Origin of the sequence: Enterococcus sp. 4E1_DIV0656 (assembly GCF_002140695.1) — a bacterium.
Taxonomy (GTDB): Bacteria; Bacillota; Bacilli; order Lactobacillales; family Enterococcaceae; genus Enterococcus_D; species Enterococcus_D entomosocium.
Genome location: NZ_NGLF01000001.1, coordinates 862,784 through 879,344, shown reverse-complemented (window position 1 = coordinate 879,344; position 16,561 = coordinate 862,784). Strand labels below are relative to the sequence as shown.

The window sequence follows — 16,561 nt, the reverse complement described above, 5'->3', positions numbered from 1 at the left end:
CTTTATTTAGGCTTTTTATTGTATTAAGAAATATATTTTTTAATAGAAAATTACTATTGATGTATGGAGCTGAAATATTATGAATGTGGACTATATTTTAGATGAAAATGTTGATTTTTTAATGGGTTTTTCCAATAAAGTGATGGGACAATTAACGGAAGAACGGTTATATGAAAATGTAGAAGATGACCGCCTAAGATTTTGTTTCGCAGTATTTCAAAATCAGTTCAATTCTCTATTATCTTTCTTGAATGAAAAAGCAAAGTATAATAATCATTTTAATGCAGACCCCAGTAGAGATTTAATTATATTAATTGATAAATATGAAGAATTTGAACATGCTTTATCTAGAACTGATTATGCTTTTAAAATGATTGATGATTATATAGACACGATTCGATTTATTCAACCGCATCTTAGTAATTCTGGTGGGTCAGCTATTCCAGAAGACTATAAGTTACTGAATATTGTTAAATATGAACCAATCATTTATTTTGAAAAGCAAATTGAAATCGTCAAGGAGAATAACAGTTTATACTCTTCTTTAAAATTGGTTAATTCAGGCTCTTATGCTACAGTTTATAAGTTTAAAGACACTTTTTATAATCAGATTTTTGCGTTAAAAAGAGCAAGAAAAGAATTGACATCTACTGAGTTAATACGATTTAAAAAAGAGTTTGAAAATATGAGAAATATGGATTCCTTATATGTATTAAAAGTTTATAGCTATAATGATGATGCAAATGAATTTATTATGGAATACGTGAAGCAAACGCTAAAAGACTTTATTGATTCAAATAATACTAAATTAGAATTATTTGAAAGAAAATGGTTAGTAATTCAATTGTTTAATGCGTTTAAATACATTCATTCTAAAGGGATTTTTCATAGAGATATTTCTTTACCCAATATATTAGTAAAGGAATACGATGACAAAACCGTTATCTTAAAAGTTTGTGACTTTGGTTATCTAAAAGAATCAGATAGTACATTGACTCGTCAAAACACTGAATTTCAAGGAAGTTTAAATGACCCACAGTTGAAAATTATGGGAGCGGATAAATACACTATTCAACATGAAATTTACGCACTAACTCAGGTGATTTTTTATATAATGACTGGAAGAAAGAATTTGAATAATAATAAAAATAAAGAAGTAGAGAAGTTCATTGACTCTGGTATGAATGCGGACTTATCTAAAAGAATAAAAACTTTAGAGGAATTAAAAGAAGTATTTTTAAAAACAGATTGGGGTAAGTAAATATGAACATCAAGAAAGCATTAATAGAACTAACCGTAGATGGAGCAGTTACTTGTAAACAGCTTGCCGATTTTTATGATGGTTATCATGAAGATAAAGAATTTAAGAATGCAGTTGATTTTCTAAGTGGAAGTATTGTAATAGATACGGAGCAATTAAAGGACGAATTGTATGCTTCTGAGGATTCACATGTATTAGGGGCTGTAGAATACATGCAAAAACTTTCCATATTCTAATAAATTGGGTCTATTTTATTTTAGAAATGTTATCTAATCCCTTGATAAATATAGCTAAATTCCATTTTATTTTTGGGTCTGGATTTTGAAATTTTGAGGTAAATCGAAGAATTTAAGACTGTATTCTAAAGGGGAATAAATGGCGATAAAAACCATTGTAAACGTTGATATATAAGGGTTTCCGTTTAGCTCTTAAACGTGCTGGCTTACTTACTCGTGACGCACGTATGGTTGAACGTAAAAAACCAGGTCTTAAGAAAGCTCGTAAAGCTTCTCAATTTTCAAAACGTTAATCTTTTTATCGAAGATTCGAGACACTCTCTTTTTGGAGAGTGTCTTTTTTCGTATCTAATGGTAAGTTTGAACAATTTTTCATTATTAATCGGTTCTTTTTACAACCAAATAATTTGATAAATACCTCTAGCGTCGATGACCATGATCGAAGTTGCTCATGTGTTGTTTATAGCGCATTGATATCTTGTTGAGTAATGGTTTTAATCGGTTGATTCTTCTTTGTCAGGAATTCTTTATTTTCATTTTCCGATGTCATAAGGGTACCTTCTTCTATATTTATAAACTTCATGTCTATACGAACAACAATCTAAAATTATTGTACTATACCATGTTTATATAGACAACACGAGGAGGAAATATAAATGAACGAAAATGAAGGTGATAGAAAAGTGGAAGTGCTAATCAACGATTTATTAGCAGAACGTCAGATGTCTTTAAGAGAACTCGCAAGGTTGTCGGGAATTGAGCCATCAAATTTAAGCAATTTGGCAAATGGAAAAAGACAAAAAATTTATTTAGAACACATTGAAAGGATTGCAGATGCGTTGGACATTGATGATATCTCGAGGATATTAAAGTTGAGTAGGAATGTCTAATTTCCCTGACTCATAGCGGGAGTAAGTGGTTTGGCTGATATTCAGTAGTTTAGTAAGTTGTTCTTGATTCAAGTCTTTGTCTTCGCGTAAGTCGCGAATTCTATGATACACAAAATCACCTCATATGATAATATTAATACGGTCAAAGAGATTACAGCATAATAACAAATTGTACACATCGATTACTTTATCCATCAAAAAACCATAAATCAATTCTGTTATTAAATCATTTCCCTCAGATTTGGTCTTGCTTTCCAAAACGGGTTTCTATACAATAGAGGGGAATAGAAACCGAATAAAAAAAGGCACCCCGTATCAGAGTTGGCGCTCCAATACGAGGCCTTGAAAAGTCAATTCGCCTGACTAATCAAGTTGCCATAGTCAATACCCTAAGGTATCGACCTGTTTATTGTACCTAATATTCTGTTCTTTTTCTAGTAGGAAAAGCAGATTTTCTGGGATTTTATGCAGGATGCCTTATGCTTATTTCGCTATGTCAAAAGGATTGGACAGTCGTCCAATCCTTTTTTTGTGTTTAAAATGGGGAAGTTAAAATAACAGGTATTGACACATTTCATTTATAAAATAAAGTGTCGGCAAGCCTCGGTTTCTATTCGTCTATCAAATAATCAAAAAGTTCTGAGGAGGGATTCACATAGAAAGTGAAGTTGCTTGGAAACTGCCGGAAGGGATTTTTTAGATAAAAGAGGGGATGAAGCAATGAGAAAGAAAGACGAGTGTTGGCTAAAAAAGCGTGTAGCAACTGATGTAGTTTCGACATATAGTTTCGAGCAGTCGGACCAATTGACGGATACGATCAAACGAGAGATGCAGACATTATTTCCAATGTGCCGCTGTGTGGAAGAGGCAAATGCAGAGTTATATTTCAAAAAGGCAACGGATGCGCTGCTTGAGGATGAAGGATTTGAGATCAGTCATGAGCACAATCAGACAGTCGTTTATGCGAATGCTAGTAAAGGCTGGTTATATGGCTTCTTTGAACTTTACAAGCATGTGATTCGAACCACTGAGTTGCCAGAAAATCTGAGGTCGATTCCCAATCAAGCCATTCGTATGGTCAATCATTGGGATAATTTTGATGGGACGATTGAACGTGGCTACGCTGGAGAATCGATTTTCTATTCAAACAATCAGTTTCGGCAAGACCATGAAACGGTACGCGACTATGCGCGTTTCTTAGCTTCCATCGGAATGAATGCGGTTTCTATCAATAACGTGAATGTTCGCGGAGATGCCAAATGGTTTATTACGGAACCGTATTTGATCGAGATTAAAAAGATCGCAGATACATTCGCTGCCTATGGGATTCGGACGTTTTTAAGTATCAACTTTGCGGCCCCTATATCCGTTGGAGGACTAACGACCGCCGACCCGTTAGCTGAGGAAGTTATTGCATTTTGGCAAAAAACAGCAGATACAATCTATCAAGTGATGCCGGATTTTGGTGGGTTTGTAGTCAAAGCTGATTCTGAAGGGGAACCGGGACCGTTTGTTTACGGGCGTGACCATAATGATGGTGCCAATATGCTGGCACGGGCGTTGCAACCCTATGGAGGGCTACTGATATGGCGCTGCTTTGTTTATGACTGTTTACAGGATTGGCGAGATCGCTCAATTGATCGTGCCAAAGCTGCCTACGACCACTTCATGAAATTAGACGGTACGTTTGAGGGAAATGTTATTTTACAGATTAAAAATGGACCGATTGATTTTCAAGTACGAGAACCCGTGACGACGCTTTTTGGCGCGTTAAAATACACCAATCAAATGTTGGAATTCCAAATGACGCAAGAGTATACCGGACAACAAAAGCACATTTGCTGCTTACTACCTATGTGGAAAGATGTGCTAGATTTTGATACGAAGCATCCACTTGAACACGCTACAGTAAAGAAGATTCTACCAGAGCAAAGTCCAAATCCTAAATACTCTGGCGTGGCAGCAGTCGTCAATGTCGGCATGGATGATAATTGGACCGGACACAAGCTAGCGCAAGCGAACCTTTTTGGCTATGGCAGATTGATTTGGAACAATGAATTAAGCACAGAAGCTATCCTTTGCGAATGGATCGATTTGTCCTTTGAGTTAGATGATTCTGCTAAAAAACGACTACTTGCAATCCTCGCTACGTCCTATCAGACCTATGAAAATTATACTGCCCCACTAGGTATCGGTTTTATGGTTCGTCCCAATCATCACTATGGGCCTGATGTCGATGGCTACGAATATGATAGATGGGGGACGTATCACTTTGCAGATAGAAAGGGCATTGGCGTCAATCGAACGTTAAAAGACGGCACCGGCTATGTAAGGCAGTACGCGGATGCTTGGTGTGAAACATACGAAAATGTAGAAACTTGCCCAGATGAACTTGTCTTATTTTTCCACCATCTGCCATACGACTATGTCTTACAAAGCGGCAAAACGATCATTCAACACATCTATGACACGCATTTCGAAGGCTATGAAAAAGTAGAGGAATATGTTACCGAGTGGGCTTCCTTACAGGGACAAATCGATGAAGAAAGTTATCAAAACGTCGCCGAACGATTGCAAGATCAAGTTCGTTCTGCTAGAGATTGGCGGGATCAAATCAACACGTATTTTTATCGTAAAAGCGGCATTCCGGATGCATATGGACGTCAAATTTATGCGTAGAAAGAGAATCAGGTGCTAGGTTTCAAAGAAGAAATAGCTCGTTTAGATCACTGAGAAAAAAGATTTCAACTAGAGGCAAAATTTTTTGTCATATAAGTTAGTTTATCCAACTTACTAAAAAAGAATCAGGAGGAAAAGTGATGAAAAAATGGAAAAAACAATGGATAGTGGTAGGTTCTTTGCTTTCGATATCGTTGGTGTTGGCTGGATGCAATGCTGGGAGGAAAAAGACTGAGACAACGGGGAGTGGTGATCGAGTAGAAATCAGCTTTAGTTGGTGGGGAAATGATGATCGTCATCAGGTAACCCAGGAAATGATCGCTCATTTTGAAAAGGAGCATCCTGAAATTGCAGTAAAGGGAGAGCCGAGCGGCTTTGGCGATTTGGATCAAGCCTTCACGACGAGGTATGCTGGCAATACTTTGGCGGATATCACGACTTTACTCTACAATTGGGTGCCGCAATTCGGGCAAAATGACGGGTTTTATGATCTTAATACAATCGATAGTTTGGATCTGTCCACCTATGATCCTGATTTTTTGGCATTCGGACAAGTTGATGGAAAGCAGGTTGCCGTTCCTTATGGGGAAAATACTTTAGTTATGTATTTAAACAAATCCGAATATGAAAGACATGGTATTGATGTCACTACGTTGAAGACGTGGGACGATTATGTGGAAGCCGCTAAGAAGTTACCAGAAGGGACCTTTTGTGTCGTATCCCCAACTTGGCGTTTTCCAGTAACCATTTGGTTGCAACAAAAGACTGGAACGTCTGAGTTTGATGAACAAGGAAATATGAATTGGACAGAACAAGACTATTTAGAAGCGATGACTTGGTATAAGGAAATGGCAGATGCTGGGGTCTTCGTTTCAAGACAAGATTATTTAGAAAATGTCGGCTCAGAACCGGTATCCTTAGCCACCAACAAAAAGTGGATTGAAGGACAATATGCGGGCGGCATCGATTGGAATGCCAGTATGTCTTCTAATTATGAAGCATTGAAAGAAGTAGGGGATGAAATGGTCGTCGTTGACTACCCAATCGCAGAAGGCGGCACCGAGGTGAATTTAATGTCAAAACCTTCACTCCTTTTTGCCGTTCGGAAAAATGTCGAGCATCCAGAAGAAGTAGGCACATTTCTAAATGAATTTTTAAATGGCGAGGAAGCAAATAAAATTTTGGGTCTTTCCAGAGGGATTCCTGCTTCAAGCAAAGCGATCGAAACGTTGATGGAAGATGGACAATTATCAGGTGTGATGAAAGAAGGCTTTGAGTACGCTCAAAGTGTCGCAAAAATCAACCAAACACCGTTCTATGAAGATGGTACCTTAACGACTATTTACACTGCAGAAATGGAAGCTGTCGAATTAGGACGAACGGATTTAGAAACAGCTGCTCGCAACGTTTACACGAAAACAAAAGAACAAGCCGAAAAGCTTGCGAAAGACTATAAATTGCAATAGACAACTATCCGCATGCTTTATGGGAGTGAATGGCTTTTGTTTGCTTCCATGAAGTGTCGTGAATCGTTGTCAAAAAGATTGGAGGGATTTTATGAAAAAGGAAAAAGTGGGCTTGATCTATGTAACCCCTTGGCTGATTGGCTTTTTACTGTTGACCGCTTGGCCGATCTTGTCCTCATTTTATTACTCACTGACCGATTATTCTTTGGCTCGTGTCGGACAGACACCTGCATTTTTAGGCATTCAAAATTATGTGAATCTCTTTAAGGATCAAACGTTTCTTGATTCGATGCGGGCGACACTGATTTATACGGTGTTTACTGTGCCTTTTCAACTAGGGTTTGCATTGTTCGTTGCGTTTATTCTGAATTTCAAATTAAAAGCCATCAATTTCTATCGGACGGCGTATTATATTCCCTCGATTCTAGGGGGAAATGTGGCCGTTGGTGTGCTTTGGCGATCAATGTTTCAACCAGAAGGTTTGGTGAATATTTTTCTAGGAACCGTTGGCATCGAGCCAATTAACTGGTTATCGACACCTACAGGCGCAATGGTCGTCTTGATTCTCTTGAAAGTGTGGCAATTTGGTTCCTCAATGTTGATTTTCTTAGCTGCATTGAAGGAAATCCCCCAGGATTTGTATGAGTCTTCGAGTTTGGACGGCGCATCAAGGGTGACCCAGTTTTTCAAAATTACGATTCCTTTGATCACACCAACCATTTTTTTCAACTTAGTGATGCAACTGAACAATGCCTTTCAAGAATTTAACGGTCCTTTTATTGTCACCGGTCGTGGTCCCCTCAATGCCACGTATCTGTCCTCGATGTTTATTTATGATAAAGCATTTAAAGAATTTGATATGGGCTACGCAAGTGCGGCAAGTTGGGTGTTGTTTGCGTTGATTGTTTGTTCAACGGTTCTTCTTTTCACGAGCCAAAAACGATGGGTCTATTATTCTGATGGAGGTGGGAAATAAATGGAGGCAACCCCTGTAGCATCTGCAAAAAAGAAGCACTCGAATAAGCATGGTCAAGCACTGATTCGCTATGTTTTGTTGACGGTCGTTGCACTGATTATGCTGTATCCAATTATTTGGATGGTTGGAGCGTCCTTCAAAACGAACACAGAGATTTTCACATCAATCGGCTTCATTCCTTCAACGATTGATTTCCAAGCATATATTGATGGTTGGAACACCAAGGGCGATTATACGTTCACCTTGTATTTTATCAATACCTTTAAATACGTCATTCCAAAGATTCTTTTTACTGTTGTCTCGGCGACTCTTACATCCTATGGATTTGCTCGGTTTGACTTTCCATTCAAGAAAATCATGTTCTCGTTGTTAATGGCAACGATGTTTTTACCTCAAGTAGTAACCAGAATCCCCTTGTATCTCTTCTGGAATCGCTTGGATCTATTAGATACGTATGTTCCGTTACTGGCCAATTCATTTTTAGGACAAGAACCCTTCTTCGTGTTCATGATGATCCAGTTTATGCGTTCAATTCCACGGGATCTCGATGAAGCAGCGATCGTTGACGGTTGTTCTTCTTTCGGTGTTCTCTGGCGTGTCCTGATTCCGGCATTAAAACCTGCCCTGATTTCTTGTGTGATTTTTCAATTCGTTTGGAGTTTCAGTGATTTCTTAGGTCCATTGATTTATATCACTTCACAAGACAAATTCCCGGTATCTCTTGCGTTGCGGCTCAACGTTGACCCATCTACTAATACCCCATGGAATCAAGTGTTTGCAATGTCGGTGATCTCATTGTTGCCAGCAATCATCTTATTCTTCAGCGCGCAAAAGTATTTTGTCGAAGGCGTCACAAGTTCGGGTATCAAAGGATAGGAGGTAAGTATGAATCCTTTCTTTCACGCTATTTCTGAGTGGACCGTTGCCATTGTCCACTCAGCCTATCGGCTTTTGGTTTATCAGCTGTATTTCATCCTGTCGAATAGTTTACTCCTGATGCACTTGTTTTTTCTTCGATTGACTCTGAATAATATTGTCTTCTTTTGGGTACCCCTAATATTTTTAATTGCAAGTCTGTCCGCTCAATTCGGCTTATTTAACAACCCAGAGCATTTATCGAATACAAAGAACTATTTTCAGTACTATCGAGAATGCTTGAAGAAAAACTGGGGATTATATTTCTTGTATTCTCTGATGATTCTCTTGATCCTCTTTGGACTGAAAATACTGATATTATATCAACGCTCTGTTATGTTTTTGCCATTTGTCCTTACGAGCTGTTTTTTATTAAGCAGTATGCTCTTTGTCTTACTGATCTCAAGCGATTCTCGCGTCGCTCAAATCCCATTTAAGAAGAAAATAGAATGGTCATTGCTGATAAGCTACCGATTGCCTTCAGTCACTGTTTATAATAGTGCATTTATTGGACTTTCAATTTTCTTAATGCAGTATTTCTCTTTGGCGTATCTTTGTTTTCTTAGTGGTGTAATCAATTACGGCGTGTATCGTAATTTGATTCGACGATTTTCACTTGATTTGTTTTTTGAGGAGTGGGGGCAACAAGGGCGAACGGCTTGAAATGAATACTAATCAAAAACTGTAGCTTAAATTTAAAAAAAGAGGTGTTCCTATGAAAATAAAAAATCCTGTCTTATCCGGCTTTCATCCTGATCCGTCCATCATCCGAGTAGGAGATACGTACTATCTAGCTAATTCAACGTTCGAATGGTTCCCTGGGATTCGTTTGCACGAATCAAAAGATTTGGTCCATTGGAAACTGCTGGATGCTCCTCTCGATTCAGTAGAGATGCTAGACATGAAGGGTAATCCGTCGTCTGGTGGAATATGGGCACCAGATTTATCCTATGCAGACAATAAATTTTGGTTGGTGTTTACCGACGTCAAAGTTGTGGATGGGGCATTTAAGGACATGACCAACTATTTGACTACCGCAACGAATATCCATGGACCGTGGACTACACCGATTCGATTGAATGGTGTTGGCTTTGATCCCTCTCTGTTTCATGATGAGGATGGCAGAAAATACCTCGTGCAACAGACGTGGGATCATCGAGAGTATAAGAATCCTTTCAATGGCATTACACTGACCGAATTTGATGTAGAAACCATGCAGTTGAAACCAGAAACTGCTCGAATGATTTATGAAGGAACGGATGTAGGATTAGTTGAAGGGCCGCATCTATACAAAATAAATGGGCGTTACTATTTATTTGTGGCAGAAGGTGGAACTGTCTTTACCCATCAAGAAGTCGTAGCTAGATCCTCTTCACTGGGAGCTGATTCGTTCGAAACCGATCCTCATGGTCCGTTTCTAACCAATTACGATACGCCTCATTTATACTTGCAAAAGCAAGGACATGGGGCGCTTGTGTCTACTCCTTCAGGCGAATGGTACTATGCATCACTATGTGCCAGACCCTTACATCGAGAAAACGAGTCGGTGACAAATCCTCGCGGATGGTCAACTTTAGGACGTGAGACCGCCATTCAAAAAGTTGAATGGGATTCTGAAGACTGGCCAAGAATCGTTGGTGGACATGGGGGACAGACAAGCGTGGAGGCACCTAAAGATGCAGCAACTACCGAAGTTTTGAGTAGCCGCTCTCATTATGATGACTTTAGTGAGAAGCAGCTAAATAAAAACTGGCAGACCCTTCGTGTACCATTTTCAGCAGAGATGGGCAATGTAGGCGATGGGAAACTAGAACTAATTGGAAAAGGAAGCTTAACAAATCGTCATGATCTTTCAATGATCGCACGCCGTTGGCAAACCTTTTATTTTGATGCAACAACAAAAGTAAAGTTTGATCCATTTTCTTACCAACAAATGGCAGGACTAACCAATTACTATAATGACCAACACTGGTCCTTCATTTTTATCACTTGGAATGAAGAAAATGGAAAAGTAATTGAAGTAGCTGAAAACAATCAAGGAACCTATACGTCCTACTTAAGAGAAAATACGATTGCCATTCCAGATGCTGTGGATTTTGTCTGGTTCAAAACAAAAGTCCGCAAGCAGACCTATAGATATGCCTATTCCTTTGATGGAGAAACATGGCATGATTTACCAATCGAATTTGATTCTGCTATTCTCTCGGATGATTATGTGTTACAAACTTGCGGCGGCTTCTTCACCGGAGCATTTGTCGGACTAGCAGCGGTTGACTATGCAGGCTATGACACAAAAGCTGTGTTTAGCGAATTTGATTATCGAGAGATGGATGAGGAAGGGCGCAGTTAATTATTATATTGATCTAGAGTAAACTCATTTTTTGTGAGTTTACTCTTTTTCGCTAATCTCTTTCAGTTGGCGGATGAAAAAGTGAATACTCTTAGGTGCTACACTTTTTTTTAATTTTGATTGGCGACCTTAGTTTTCCAAGATTCCCCTAAAAAGCTCATCTACCAGCTCCTAACCTTATATACATTTACATATCTAACTCTTATCTTTTCGCTTTTAGTTAGTTAAAAAGCAAAAAATAAATGTGAATCCGAGCTATTTTTAAATAATTAACCAGATAATCTTCCGATTGGAACGGTTAAATAGTGAATGATTGGTAGAAAAGAGATTAGAGGATGCGAGTTGTGATAAGTAAACTCATAAAAGAAGAATGCTAGAAAAGTAGAGAAAAATAGGATTAATGAAATAATCGAGATCCTTATTTTTTAACAATTTTCGAAAACCATAAATGAATTGAAGGAAGCTTAGTGTGGGTGAAAGAATAATTACAAAAAAATATTGACTTAAAAAAATGGCTATGGTAATCTATAAACGAAAATAGTGGGAACGTTTCCAAAATGCATCTTCGTTAAATTTTTATTTTTTTAAACGAAAATGGAAACGTTTCTAAAATGTATTGGGAGGAGATTGAATTGGAAAAGACATTGGGACCAGGTGGTGAGATAAGGGCGGTACAACGGGATAAAAAAAATATCTCGAAGTGGGAAAAATTAAAGAAACAGTTGCGTCGTGATAAGTGGATGTACGTGTTGCTCTTACCAGGTATCATCATGACGTTTATCTTTAAGTATGTGCCAATGTACGGTGCTGTGATTGCATTTAAAGACTATAATCCTATGCTAGGAATTTTGGAAAGTCCTTGGGTAGGACTAGATCACTTTAGGGAATTTATCAGTTCACCAAATTTTACGCTTTTGCTGAGCAACACATTAAAAATTAGCATTTATGGTTTATTGTTAGGTTTTTTTCCACCAATTATTTTAGCACTGAGCTTGAATCAAATTATCAATAAAAAAATAAAACAGAAAATCCAGTTGATTCTATATGCGCCGAATTTTATCTCAGTAGTTATTATCGTGGGGATGCTGTTTTTGTTCCTATCCGCAAATGGACCCATTAATGGGTTAGTAGAAAAGGTTACGGGGCAACCAATTATGTTCATGTCTAATCCAGCTTATTTCAGAACGATTTATATTTTATCGGGAATTTGGCAAGGAATCGGCTGGTCATCCATTCTTTACACCGCGACGCTGGCGGGAGTCAGTACCGATTTATATGAGGCAGCAAATATCGATGGGGCAAATATTTTACAAAAGATTTGGCATATCGATTTGCCTGCATTGAGGCCTGTGATGGTGATCAGCTTCATCTTGGCCGCCGGCGGTATTATGAATGTAGGATATGAAAAAGCCTACTTGATGCAAACTTCAATGAACATCCCTGCCTCAGAAATCATTTCCACTTATGTATACAAAGTCGGCTTGCAATCAGGTGATTATGCCTACTCTGCTGCTGTTGGTCTGTTCAATATGATTATTAATGTCGTTTTATTACTGATTGTCAACAATATAACCAAGCGGCTAAACGATGGTCAAGGCTTGTAATGAAAGGAGAAAATTATGAATAGTGCTTTATCAAAAATCGACCGTCAAATCTTATGGTTGAATCGAGTGATTGTAACTTTTTTAGTCGTCATCACCATTGTTCCGCTGATTTATGTACTGGTAGCTTCTTTTATGGACCCAGCTACTTTGATCAATAAAGGTATAAGCTTCAATCCGAAAGATTGGACAATACAAGGATATCAACGGGTATTTGCAGATGATTCCATTTTACGCGGTTTTGTAAATTCGTTGTTTTACTCTTTTAGCTTCAGCTTATTGACTGTATTTATTACGATGATCACTGCGTATCCTTTGTCTCGACCTAACTTGGCGGGGAAAAAGATCATTATGACTTTTTTTGTCATTACAATGTTCGTGGGTGGCGGCTTGATACCTACCTATTTATTGGTAAAGAACTTGGGCATGTTAGATAGTGTATGGGCGATTATCGTACCAGGTGCTATAAATGTGTGGAATATTATCTTAGCCCGTACCTATTTTAGTGCTTTGCCAAAAGAACTTTCTGAAGCTGCTACTATCGATGGCGCCAATGACTTGCAAATACTGTTCAAAGTCATGCTTCCATTAGCTAAACCAATTATGTTCGTATTGTTTTTATATGCCTTTGTTGGGCAATGGAACTCATATTTTGATGCCATGATTTACATCAAAGATCCCGACTTACAGCCGTTGCAACTCGTATTAAGAAATATTTTGATCCAAAACCAACCCTCACAAGACATGGTGGGAGCCAATACTGCCATGGCAGAAATGAAACAAATTGCTGAGTTGATCAAATACGCAACGATCGTCATTTCTAGTCTGCCATTAATCATAATGTATCCTTTCTTCCAAAAATATTTTGATAAAGGTGTTTTAGTTGGTTCTGTTAAAGGGTAAGAATTGTTCACTATTTGTATGAATAAAAATTATAAAGGAGATTTTAAGATGAAAGCAAAATGGATGCTGCCAATCGTTTTTACTTCCGTACTAATTTTGGGGGCTTGTGGAGGCTCAAAAGAAAAGAGTAAATCAAGCCCTGATTATGAACTAGAAAATGTCTCTTTTCCATTGAAAGAAAAAGTATCTTTAAAAATGATGTCTCAAAGTGCCCCTTTGGCTCCCAATGATCCTAATGACAAATTGATTTTCCAACGATTAGAAGAAGAGACCAATCTCCATATTGATTGGACAAACTACAGTAGTGATTTTGCCGAAAAAAGAAATTTGGATATCGCTAGTGGTGATTTACCAGATGCCATCTTCAACGCCGCTGCAGGTGACTATGATTTATTAAACTGGGCGGAAAGTGGTGTTATTGTACCGATTGAAGATTTGATCGAAGATTATATGCCAAATCTGAAGAAAATTTTTGATGAAAACCCCGAATACCGACAAATGTCTACTGCGCCTGATGGTCACATTTACTCTATGCCTTGGATTGAAGAATTAGGCGAAGGAAAAGAGTCGATTCATACAGTAAATGGGATGGCTTGGATCAACAAGGAGTGGTTGGATAATTTGGGTCTTGAAATGCCGCAAACCACTGATCAGTTGATGACTGTGTTGGAGGCTTTCAAGACGCAAGATCCAAATGGTAATGGTGAAGCAGATGAAATTCCTTTTAGCTTTATTAACAATGGAGGAAACGAAGACTTAAAATTTTTAATGGGGGCATTCGGTCTAGGTGATAATGATGACCACTTAGTCGTTGATAACGATGGCCAGGTACAATTTACTGCTAACAAAGAAGGGTATAAAGAAGCCATCAAATATTTCAATGAAATGAATAATAAAGGTCTTATTGATAAAGAGGCTTTCGAACAAGATTGGAATACTTATGTTGCCAAAGGGAAAGAACATAAGTATGGCGTGTACTTTACTTGGGATAAAGCAAATATCACGGGTGCAGATGATAGTTATGACGTCTTGCCAGTCTTAGCGGGACCAGATGGAACGAAACACGTTACTCGTACGAATGGCATGGGTTTCTCAAGAGATCGTTTCGTAATTACTAGTGCGAATAAAAACTTGGAACTTACAGCTAGGTGGATAGATAAAATGTATGAACCGTTACAGTCTGTCCAAAATAACTGGGGAACCTACGGTGATGAAGCACAGGCGAATATTTTTGAATTAAAGGATGGTATGTTAAAACATTTGCCTTTAGAGGGGACAGCACCGGGAGAACTAAGACAAAAGACCGAAGCTGGAGGACCATTAGCAGTTCTTGATTCTTATTACGGCACAGTCACTACTATGCCAGATGATGCGAAGTGGCGTTTAGATTTGATGCATGACACGTATTTGCCATATATTACAGAAGACAATATCTATCCACGTGTCTTTTTAGAAAAAGAAGAAACAGATCGATTAGCAAAAATTGAAACAGATATGTGGGATTACATCTATCGCAAAAGAGCAGAGTGGATCACCGGCGGTAAAATCGATGAAGAATGGGAAGAATACCTTGCTGAATTGGAACGTGTAGGTTTGGAAGAATGGATTCAAATAAAACAAACTGGCTATGATAATTTTTTGAAGGGAGCACAATAAGTGTTAGTAGAAGAAACGGCGATTTTGGATAAAGCAAATCGATTTATTGAAATGATGCGAGGAAAAGTTAACCCTCAGTATCGACAAAACTATCATTTTTCCGCACCCATCGGGTGGATAAATGACCCCAATGGGTTTATATATTACAAAGGGCATTACCATCTCTTCTATCAATACTATCCTTACGATAGTCGATGGGGGCCCATGCATTGGGGGCATGCGCGCAGTAGTGATTTGGTCCATTGGGAAGATCTACCAGTAGCGTTAGCCCCAGATCAACCTTATGACAGCGGCGGGTGTTTCTCAGGAAGTGCAATTGAAAGAGACGGAAAACTATATTTATTTTATACAGGCTGTCAAGAAATTGATGGTATTAGCCATCAGCATCAATGTTTGGCGGTCTCTGAAGATGGTATTCATTTTAGCAAATACAGTGGTAATCCTGTGGTAGCAGAAAAACAGCTAGGTGAGAATGGGCTGATACAAGAATTTCGTGATCCTAAAGTAATTGTTCACAACGATGCTTACTATATGGTAGTAGCTACTAAATCTACACAGTCTACTGGTAGAATAGTGATGTTTCAATCGTCAGATTTGTATACTTGGCACTTTTACTCTGTGTTGCTAGAAGGGACTTCAGAGCAAGGAATAATGTGGGAATGTCCTGACTTATTCCATTTAGACGGACGAGATGTCTTAATCATGTCACCGATACAAATTAAGAAGAACGGACTGGAATATCATAATATCAGTTCTACCATGGCTTGTATTGGTGAGGTAGACTGGGAAACAGGTCAGATGATAGTTGATAATTTCCATGAAATGGATTTTGGAATGGATTTTTATGCACCACAAACAACAACAGATCCTAATGGTGGACGGGTGATGATTGCTTGGATGCAGATGTGGGATCGTACATTGCCTACACATGAGTTAGGCCATCTTTGGGCAGGCTCTATGAGTTTGCCCCGAGAGTTAAGAGTGAAAAAAAATCGATTGGTACAAAAACCCATCTCAACTGTATATAGTCATTTAGTTTATCAACAAGGCAGTGAAAATATTGCAGTGACTGACACATCAGTCGTATTTCGAAACGCGCTGTCTGATTCTTCATATTTACATCTAGTCGCAGATTTGGAGAAAGCAGAAGTTTTTACAATTGAATTACTGCGGTCTAAGACGGATTGTCTCAAACTAACTTATGACACTGCTAAACAGGTTTTTGAATTGGATCGTCAGAAACTAGGAAGAGAGCTTACAGGGGCGGAAGAAGACCCTCTGAATGTCCGAAAAGTTGAAATACCTTTGATTGATAATCAGCTCGTTCTTGAGATTTTTAGAGATACCTCATCAGTTGAAGTCTTTATTAATGGTTTAGAAGTTATGACGGCTACTTTCTATGAGCTGGAAAAAGCTCGAGATATCTTATTTCATTCGATCGGAGAAAGTCGTATTCAAGCTTTTGAAACAGCGAGTGTGAAATAAATGTTTGATTGCTTAGGCGATGAATCAATTATTTAATAGGTTTTGAAGGATAATTTTTTAGAAAAGAACAGATAGCTAGATTTCCCATGGCTTTGCTATTAGTATTTTGAAAAAATTAGTAATTTATGACAAAATTCATTATA

General features: G+C 38.2%; 13 protein-coding genes and 2 pseudogenes. 14 read left to right on the top strand and 1 reads right to left on the bottom strand.

All coding sequences use genetic code 11. From position 1 onward, the window contains the following. Positions 1 to 79: 79 nt before the first annotated feature. The 4 genes and pseudogenes from A5882_RS04175 to A5882_RS04160 all read left to right on the top strand — a co-directional run bounded on the left by A5882_RS04175 (position 80) and on the right by A5882_RS04160 (position 2,387). The gene (locus tag A5882_RS04175; protein ID WP_086372467.1) at positions 80 to 1,261 is read left to right on the top strand and encodes a protein kinase family protein; all 1,182 of its coding nucleotides are present in this window, start codon (positions 80 to 82) and stop codon (positions 1,259 to 1,261) included. Between the two features lie 2 nt (positions 1,262 to 1,263). Next, on the top strand, positions 1,264 to 1,497 hold the full coding sequence (locus tag A5882_RS04170) for a hypothetical protein (RefSeq protein ID WP_086372466.1): 234 nt from the start codon (positions 1,264 to 1,266) through the stop codon (positions 1,495 to 1,497). Between the two features lie 179 nt (positions 1,498 to 1,676). Then, positions 1,677 to 1,790: pseudogene (gene rpsI, locus A5882_RS04165) on the top strand (30S ribosomal protein S9); the annotation flags it as partial. Between the two features lie 363 nt (positions 1,791 to 2,153). Next, complete coding sequence (locus tag A5882_RS04160; protein ID WP_086372464.1) at positions 2,154 to 2,387, top strand: helix-turn-helix transcriptional regulator; 234 nt, start codon at positions 2,154 to 2,156, stop codon at positions 2,385 to 2,387. Here A5882_RS04160 and A5882_RS04155 read toward each other — a convergent pair. Then, positions 2,370 to 2,498: pseudogene (locus A5882_RS04155) on the bottom strand (helix-turn-helix transcriptional regulator); the annotation flags it as partial. The gene A5882_RS04160 and the pseudogene A5882_RS04155 sit on opposite strands and share 18 nt — an antisense overlap. A 609-nt stretch (positions 2,499 to 3,107) precedes the next feature. On the opposite strand from A5882_RS04155, the gene A5882_RS04150 reads away from it, so the two are divergent. From A5882_RS04150 to A5882_RS04105, 10 genes are all read left to right on the top strand, one after another. Continuing rightward, positions 3,108 to 5,066, top strand: coding sequence for an alpha-glucuronidase (locus A5882_RS04150; protein WP_086372949.1), 1,959 nt, complete (start codon positions 3,108 to 3,110; stop codon positions 5,064 to 5,066). Between the two features lie 140 nt (positions 5,067 to 5,206). Further along, the gene (locus A5882_RS04145; protein ID WP_086372462.1) at positions 5,207 to 6,532 is read left to right on the top strand and encodes an ABC transporter substrate-binding protein; all 1,326 of its coding nucleotides are present in this window, start codon (positions 5,207 to 5,209) and stop codon (positions 6,530 to 6,532) included. A 91-nt stretch (positions 6,533 to 6,623) separates the two neighbouring features. Continuing rightward, positions 6,624 to 7,508, top strand: a complete 885-nt coding sequence (locus A5882_RS04140; RefSeq protein WP_016621141.1) for a carbohydrate ABC transporter permease — start codon at positions 6,624 to 6,626, stop codon at positions 7,506 to 7,508. Next, positions 7,509 to 8,384, top strand: coding sequence for a carbohydrate ABC transporter permease (locus tag A5882_RS04135; RefSeq protein ID WP_086372461.1), 876 nt, complete (start codon positions 7,509 to 7,511; stop codon positions 8,382 to 8,384). Between the two features lie 9 nt (positions 8,385 to 8,393). After that, on the top strand, positions 8,394 to 9,086 hold the full coding sequence (locus A5882_RS04130) for a hypothetical protein (protein WP_254908461.1): 693 nt from the start codon (positions 8,394 to 8,396) through the stop codon (positions 9,084 to 9,086). Positions 9,087 to 9,138: 52 nt separating this feature from the next. Further along, entirely contained in the window at positions 9,139 to 10,773 is a 1,635-nt protein-coding gene (locus A5882_RS04125) for a glycoside hydrolase family 43 protein (RefSeq protein ID WP_086372460.1), read from the top strand. 611 nt (positions 10,774 to 11,384) lie between these two features. Then, complete coding sequence (locus A5882_RS04120) at positions 11,385 to 12,377, top strand: sugar ABC transporter permease (RefSeq protein WP_086372459.1); 993 nt, start codon at positions 11,385 to 11,387, stop codon at positions 12,375 to 12,377. A 15-nt stretch (positions 12,378 to 12,392) separates the two neighbouring features. Beyond that, a complete protein-coding gene (locus tag A5882_RS04115; protein ID WP_005230433.1) occupies positions 12,393 to 13,277 on the top strand; it encodes a carbohydrate ABC transporter permease in 885 nt (294 codons plus the stop codon). Between the two features lie 48 nt (positions 13,278 to 13,325). Continuing rightward, the gene (locus A5882_RS04110; protein WP_010729375.1) at positions 13,326 to 14,933 is read left to right on the top strand and encodes an ABC transporter substrate-binding protein; all 1,608 of its coding nucleotides are present in this window, start codon (positions 13,326 to 13,328) and stop codon (positions 14,931 to 14,933) included. Next, positions 14,934 to 16,418: a glycoside hydrolase family 32 protein gene (locus tag A5882_RS04105; RefSeq protein ID WP_002323464.1), complete on the top strand. Its 1,485-nt coding sequence runs from the start codon at positions 14,934 to 14,936 to the stop codon at positions 16,416 to 16,418. The last annotated feature ends 143 nt before the right edge of the window (positions 16,419 to 16,561 follow it).

What these genes read in the sequence shown, in the direction of transcription:
- A5882_RS04150 (WP_086372949.1), top strand. Translation starts at nt 3,108, where the DNA reads ATGAGAAAGAAAGACGAGTGTTGGCTAAAAAAGCGTGTAGCAACTGAT.
- A5882_RS04135 (WP_086372461.1), top strand. Translation starts at nt 7,509, where the DNA reads ATGGAGGCAACCCCTGTAGCATCTGCAAAAAAGAAGCACTCGAATAAG.
- A5882_RS04145 (WP_086372462.1), top strand. Translation starts at nt 5,207, where the DNA reads ATGAAAAAATGGAAAAAACAATGGATAGTGGTAGGTTCTTTGCTTTCG.
- A5882_RS04110 (WP_010729375.1), top strand. Translation starts at nt 13,326, where the DNA reads ATGAAAGCAAAATGGATGCTGCCAATCGTTTTTACTTCCGTACTAATT.
- A5882_RS04170 (WP_086372466.1), top strand. Translation starts at nt 1,264, where the DNA reads ATGAACATCAAGAAAGCATTAATAGAACTAACCGTAGATGGAGCAGTT.
- A5882_RS04120 (WP_086372459.1), top strand. Translation starts at nt 11,385, where the DNA reads ATGTATTGGGAGGAGATTGAATTGGAAAAGACATTGGGACCAGGTGGT.
- A5882_RS04175 (WP_086372467.1), top strand. Translation starts at nt 80, where the DNA reads ATGAATGTGGACTATATTTTAGATGAAAATGTTGATTTTTTAATGGGT.
- A5882_RS04125 (WP_086372460.1), top strand. Translation starts at nt 9,139, where the DNA reads ATGAAAATAAAAAATCCTGTCTTATCCGGCTTTCATCCTGATCCGTCC.
- A5882_RS04140 (WP_016621141.1), top strand. Translation starts at nt 6,624, where the DNA reads ATGAAAAAGGAAAAAGTGGGCTTGATCTATGTAACCCCTTGGCTGATT.
- A5882_RS04160 (WP_086372464.1), top strand. Translation starts at nt 2,154, where the DNA reads ATGAACGAAAATGAAGGTGATAGAAAAGTGGAAGTGCTAATCAACGAT.
- A5882_RS04115 (WP_005230433.1), top strand. Translation starts at nt 12,393, where the DNA reads ATGAATAGTGCTTTATCAAAAATCGACCGTCAAATCTTATGGTTGAAT.
- A5882_RS04130 (WP_254908461.1), top strand. Translation starts at nt 8,394, where the DNA reads ATGAATCCTTTCTTTCACGCTATTTCTGAGTGGACCGTTGCCATTGTC.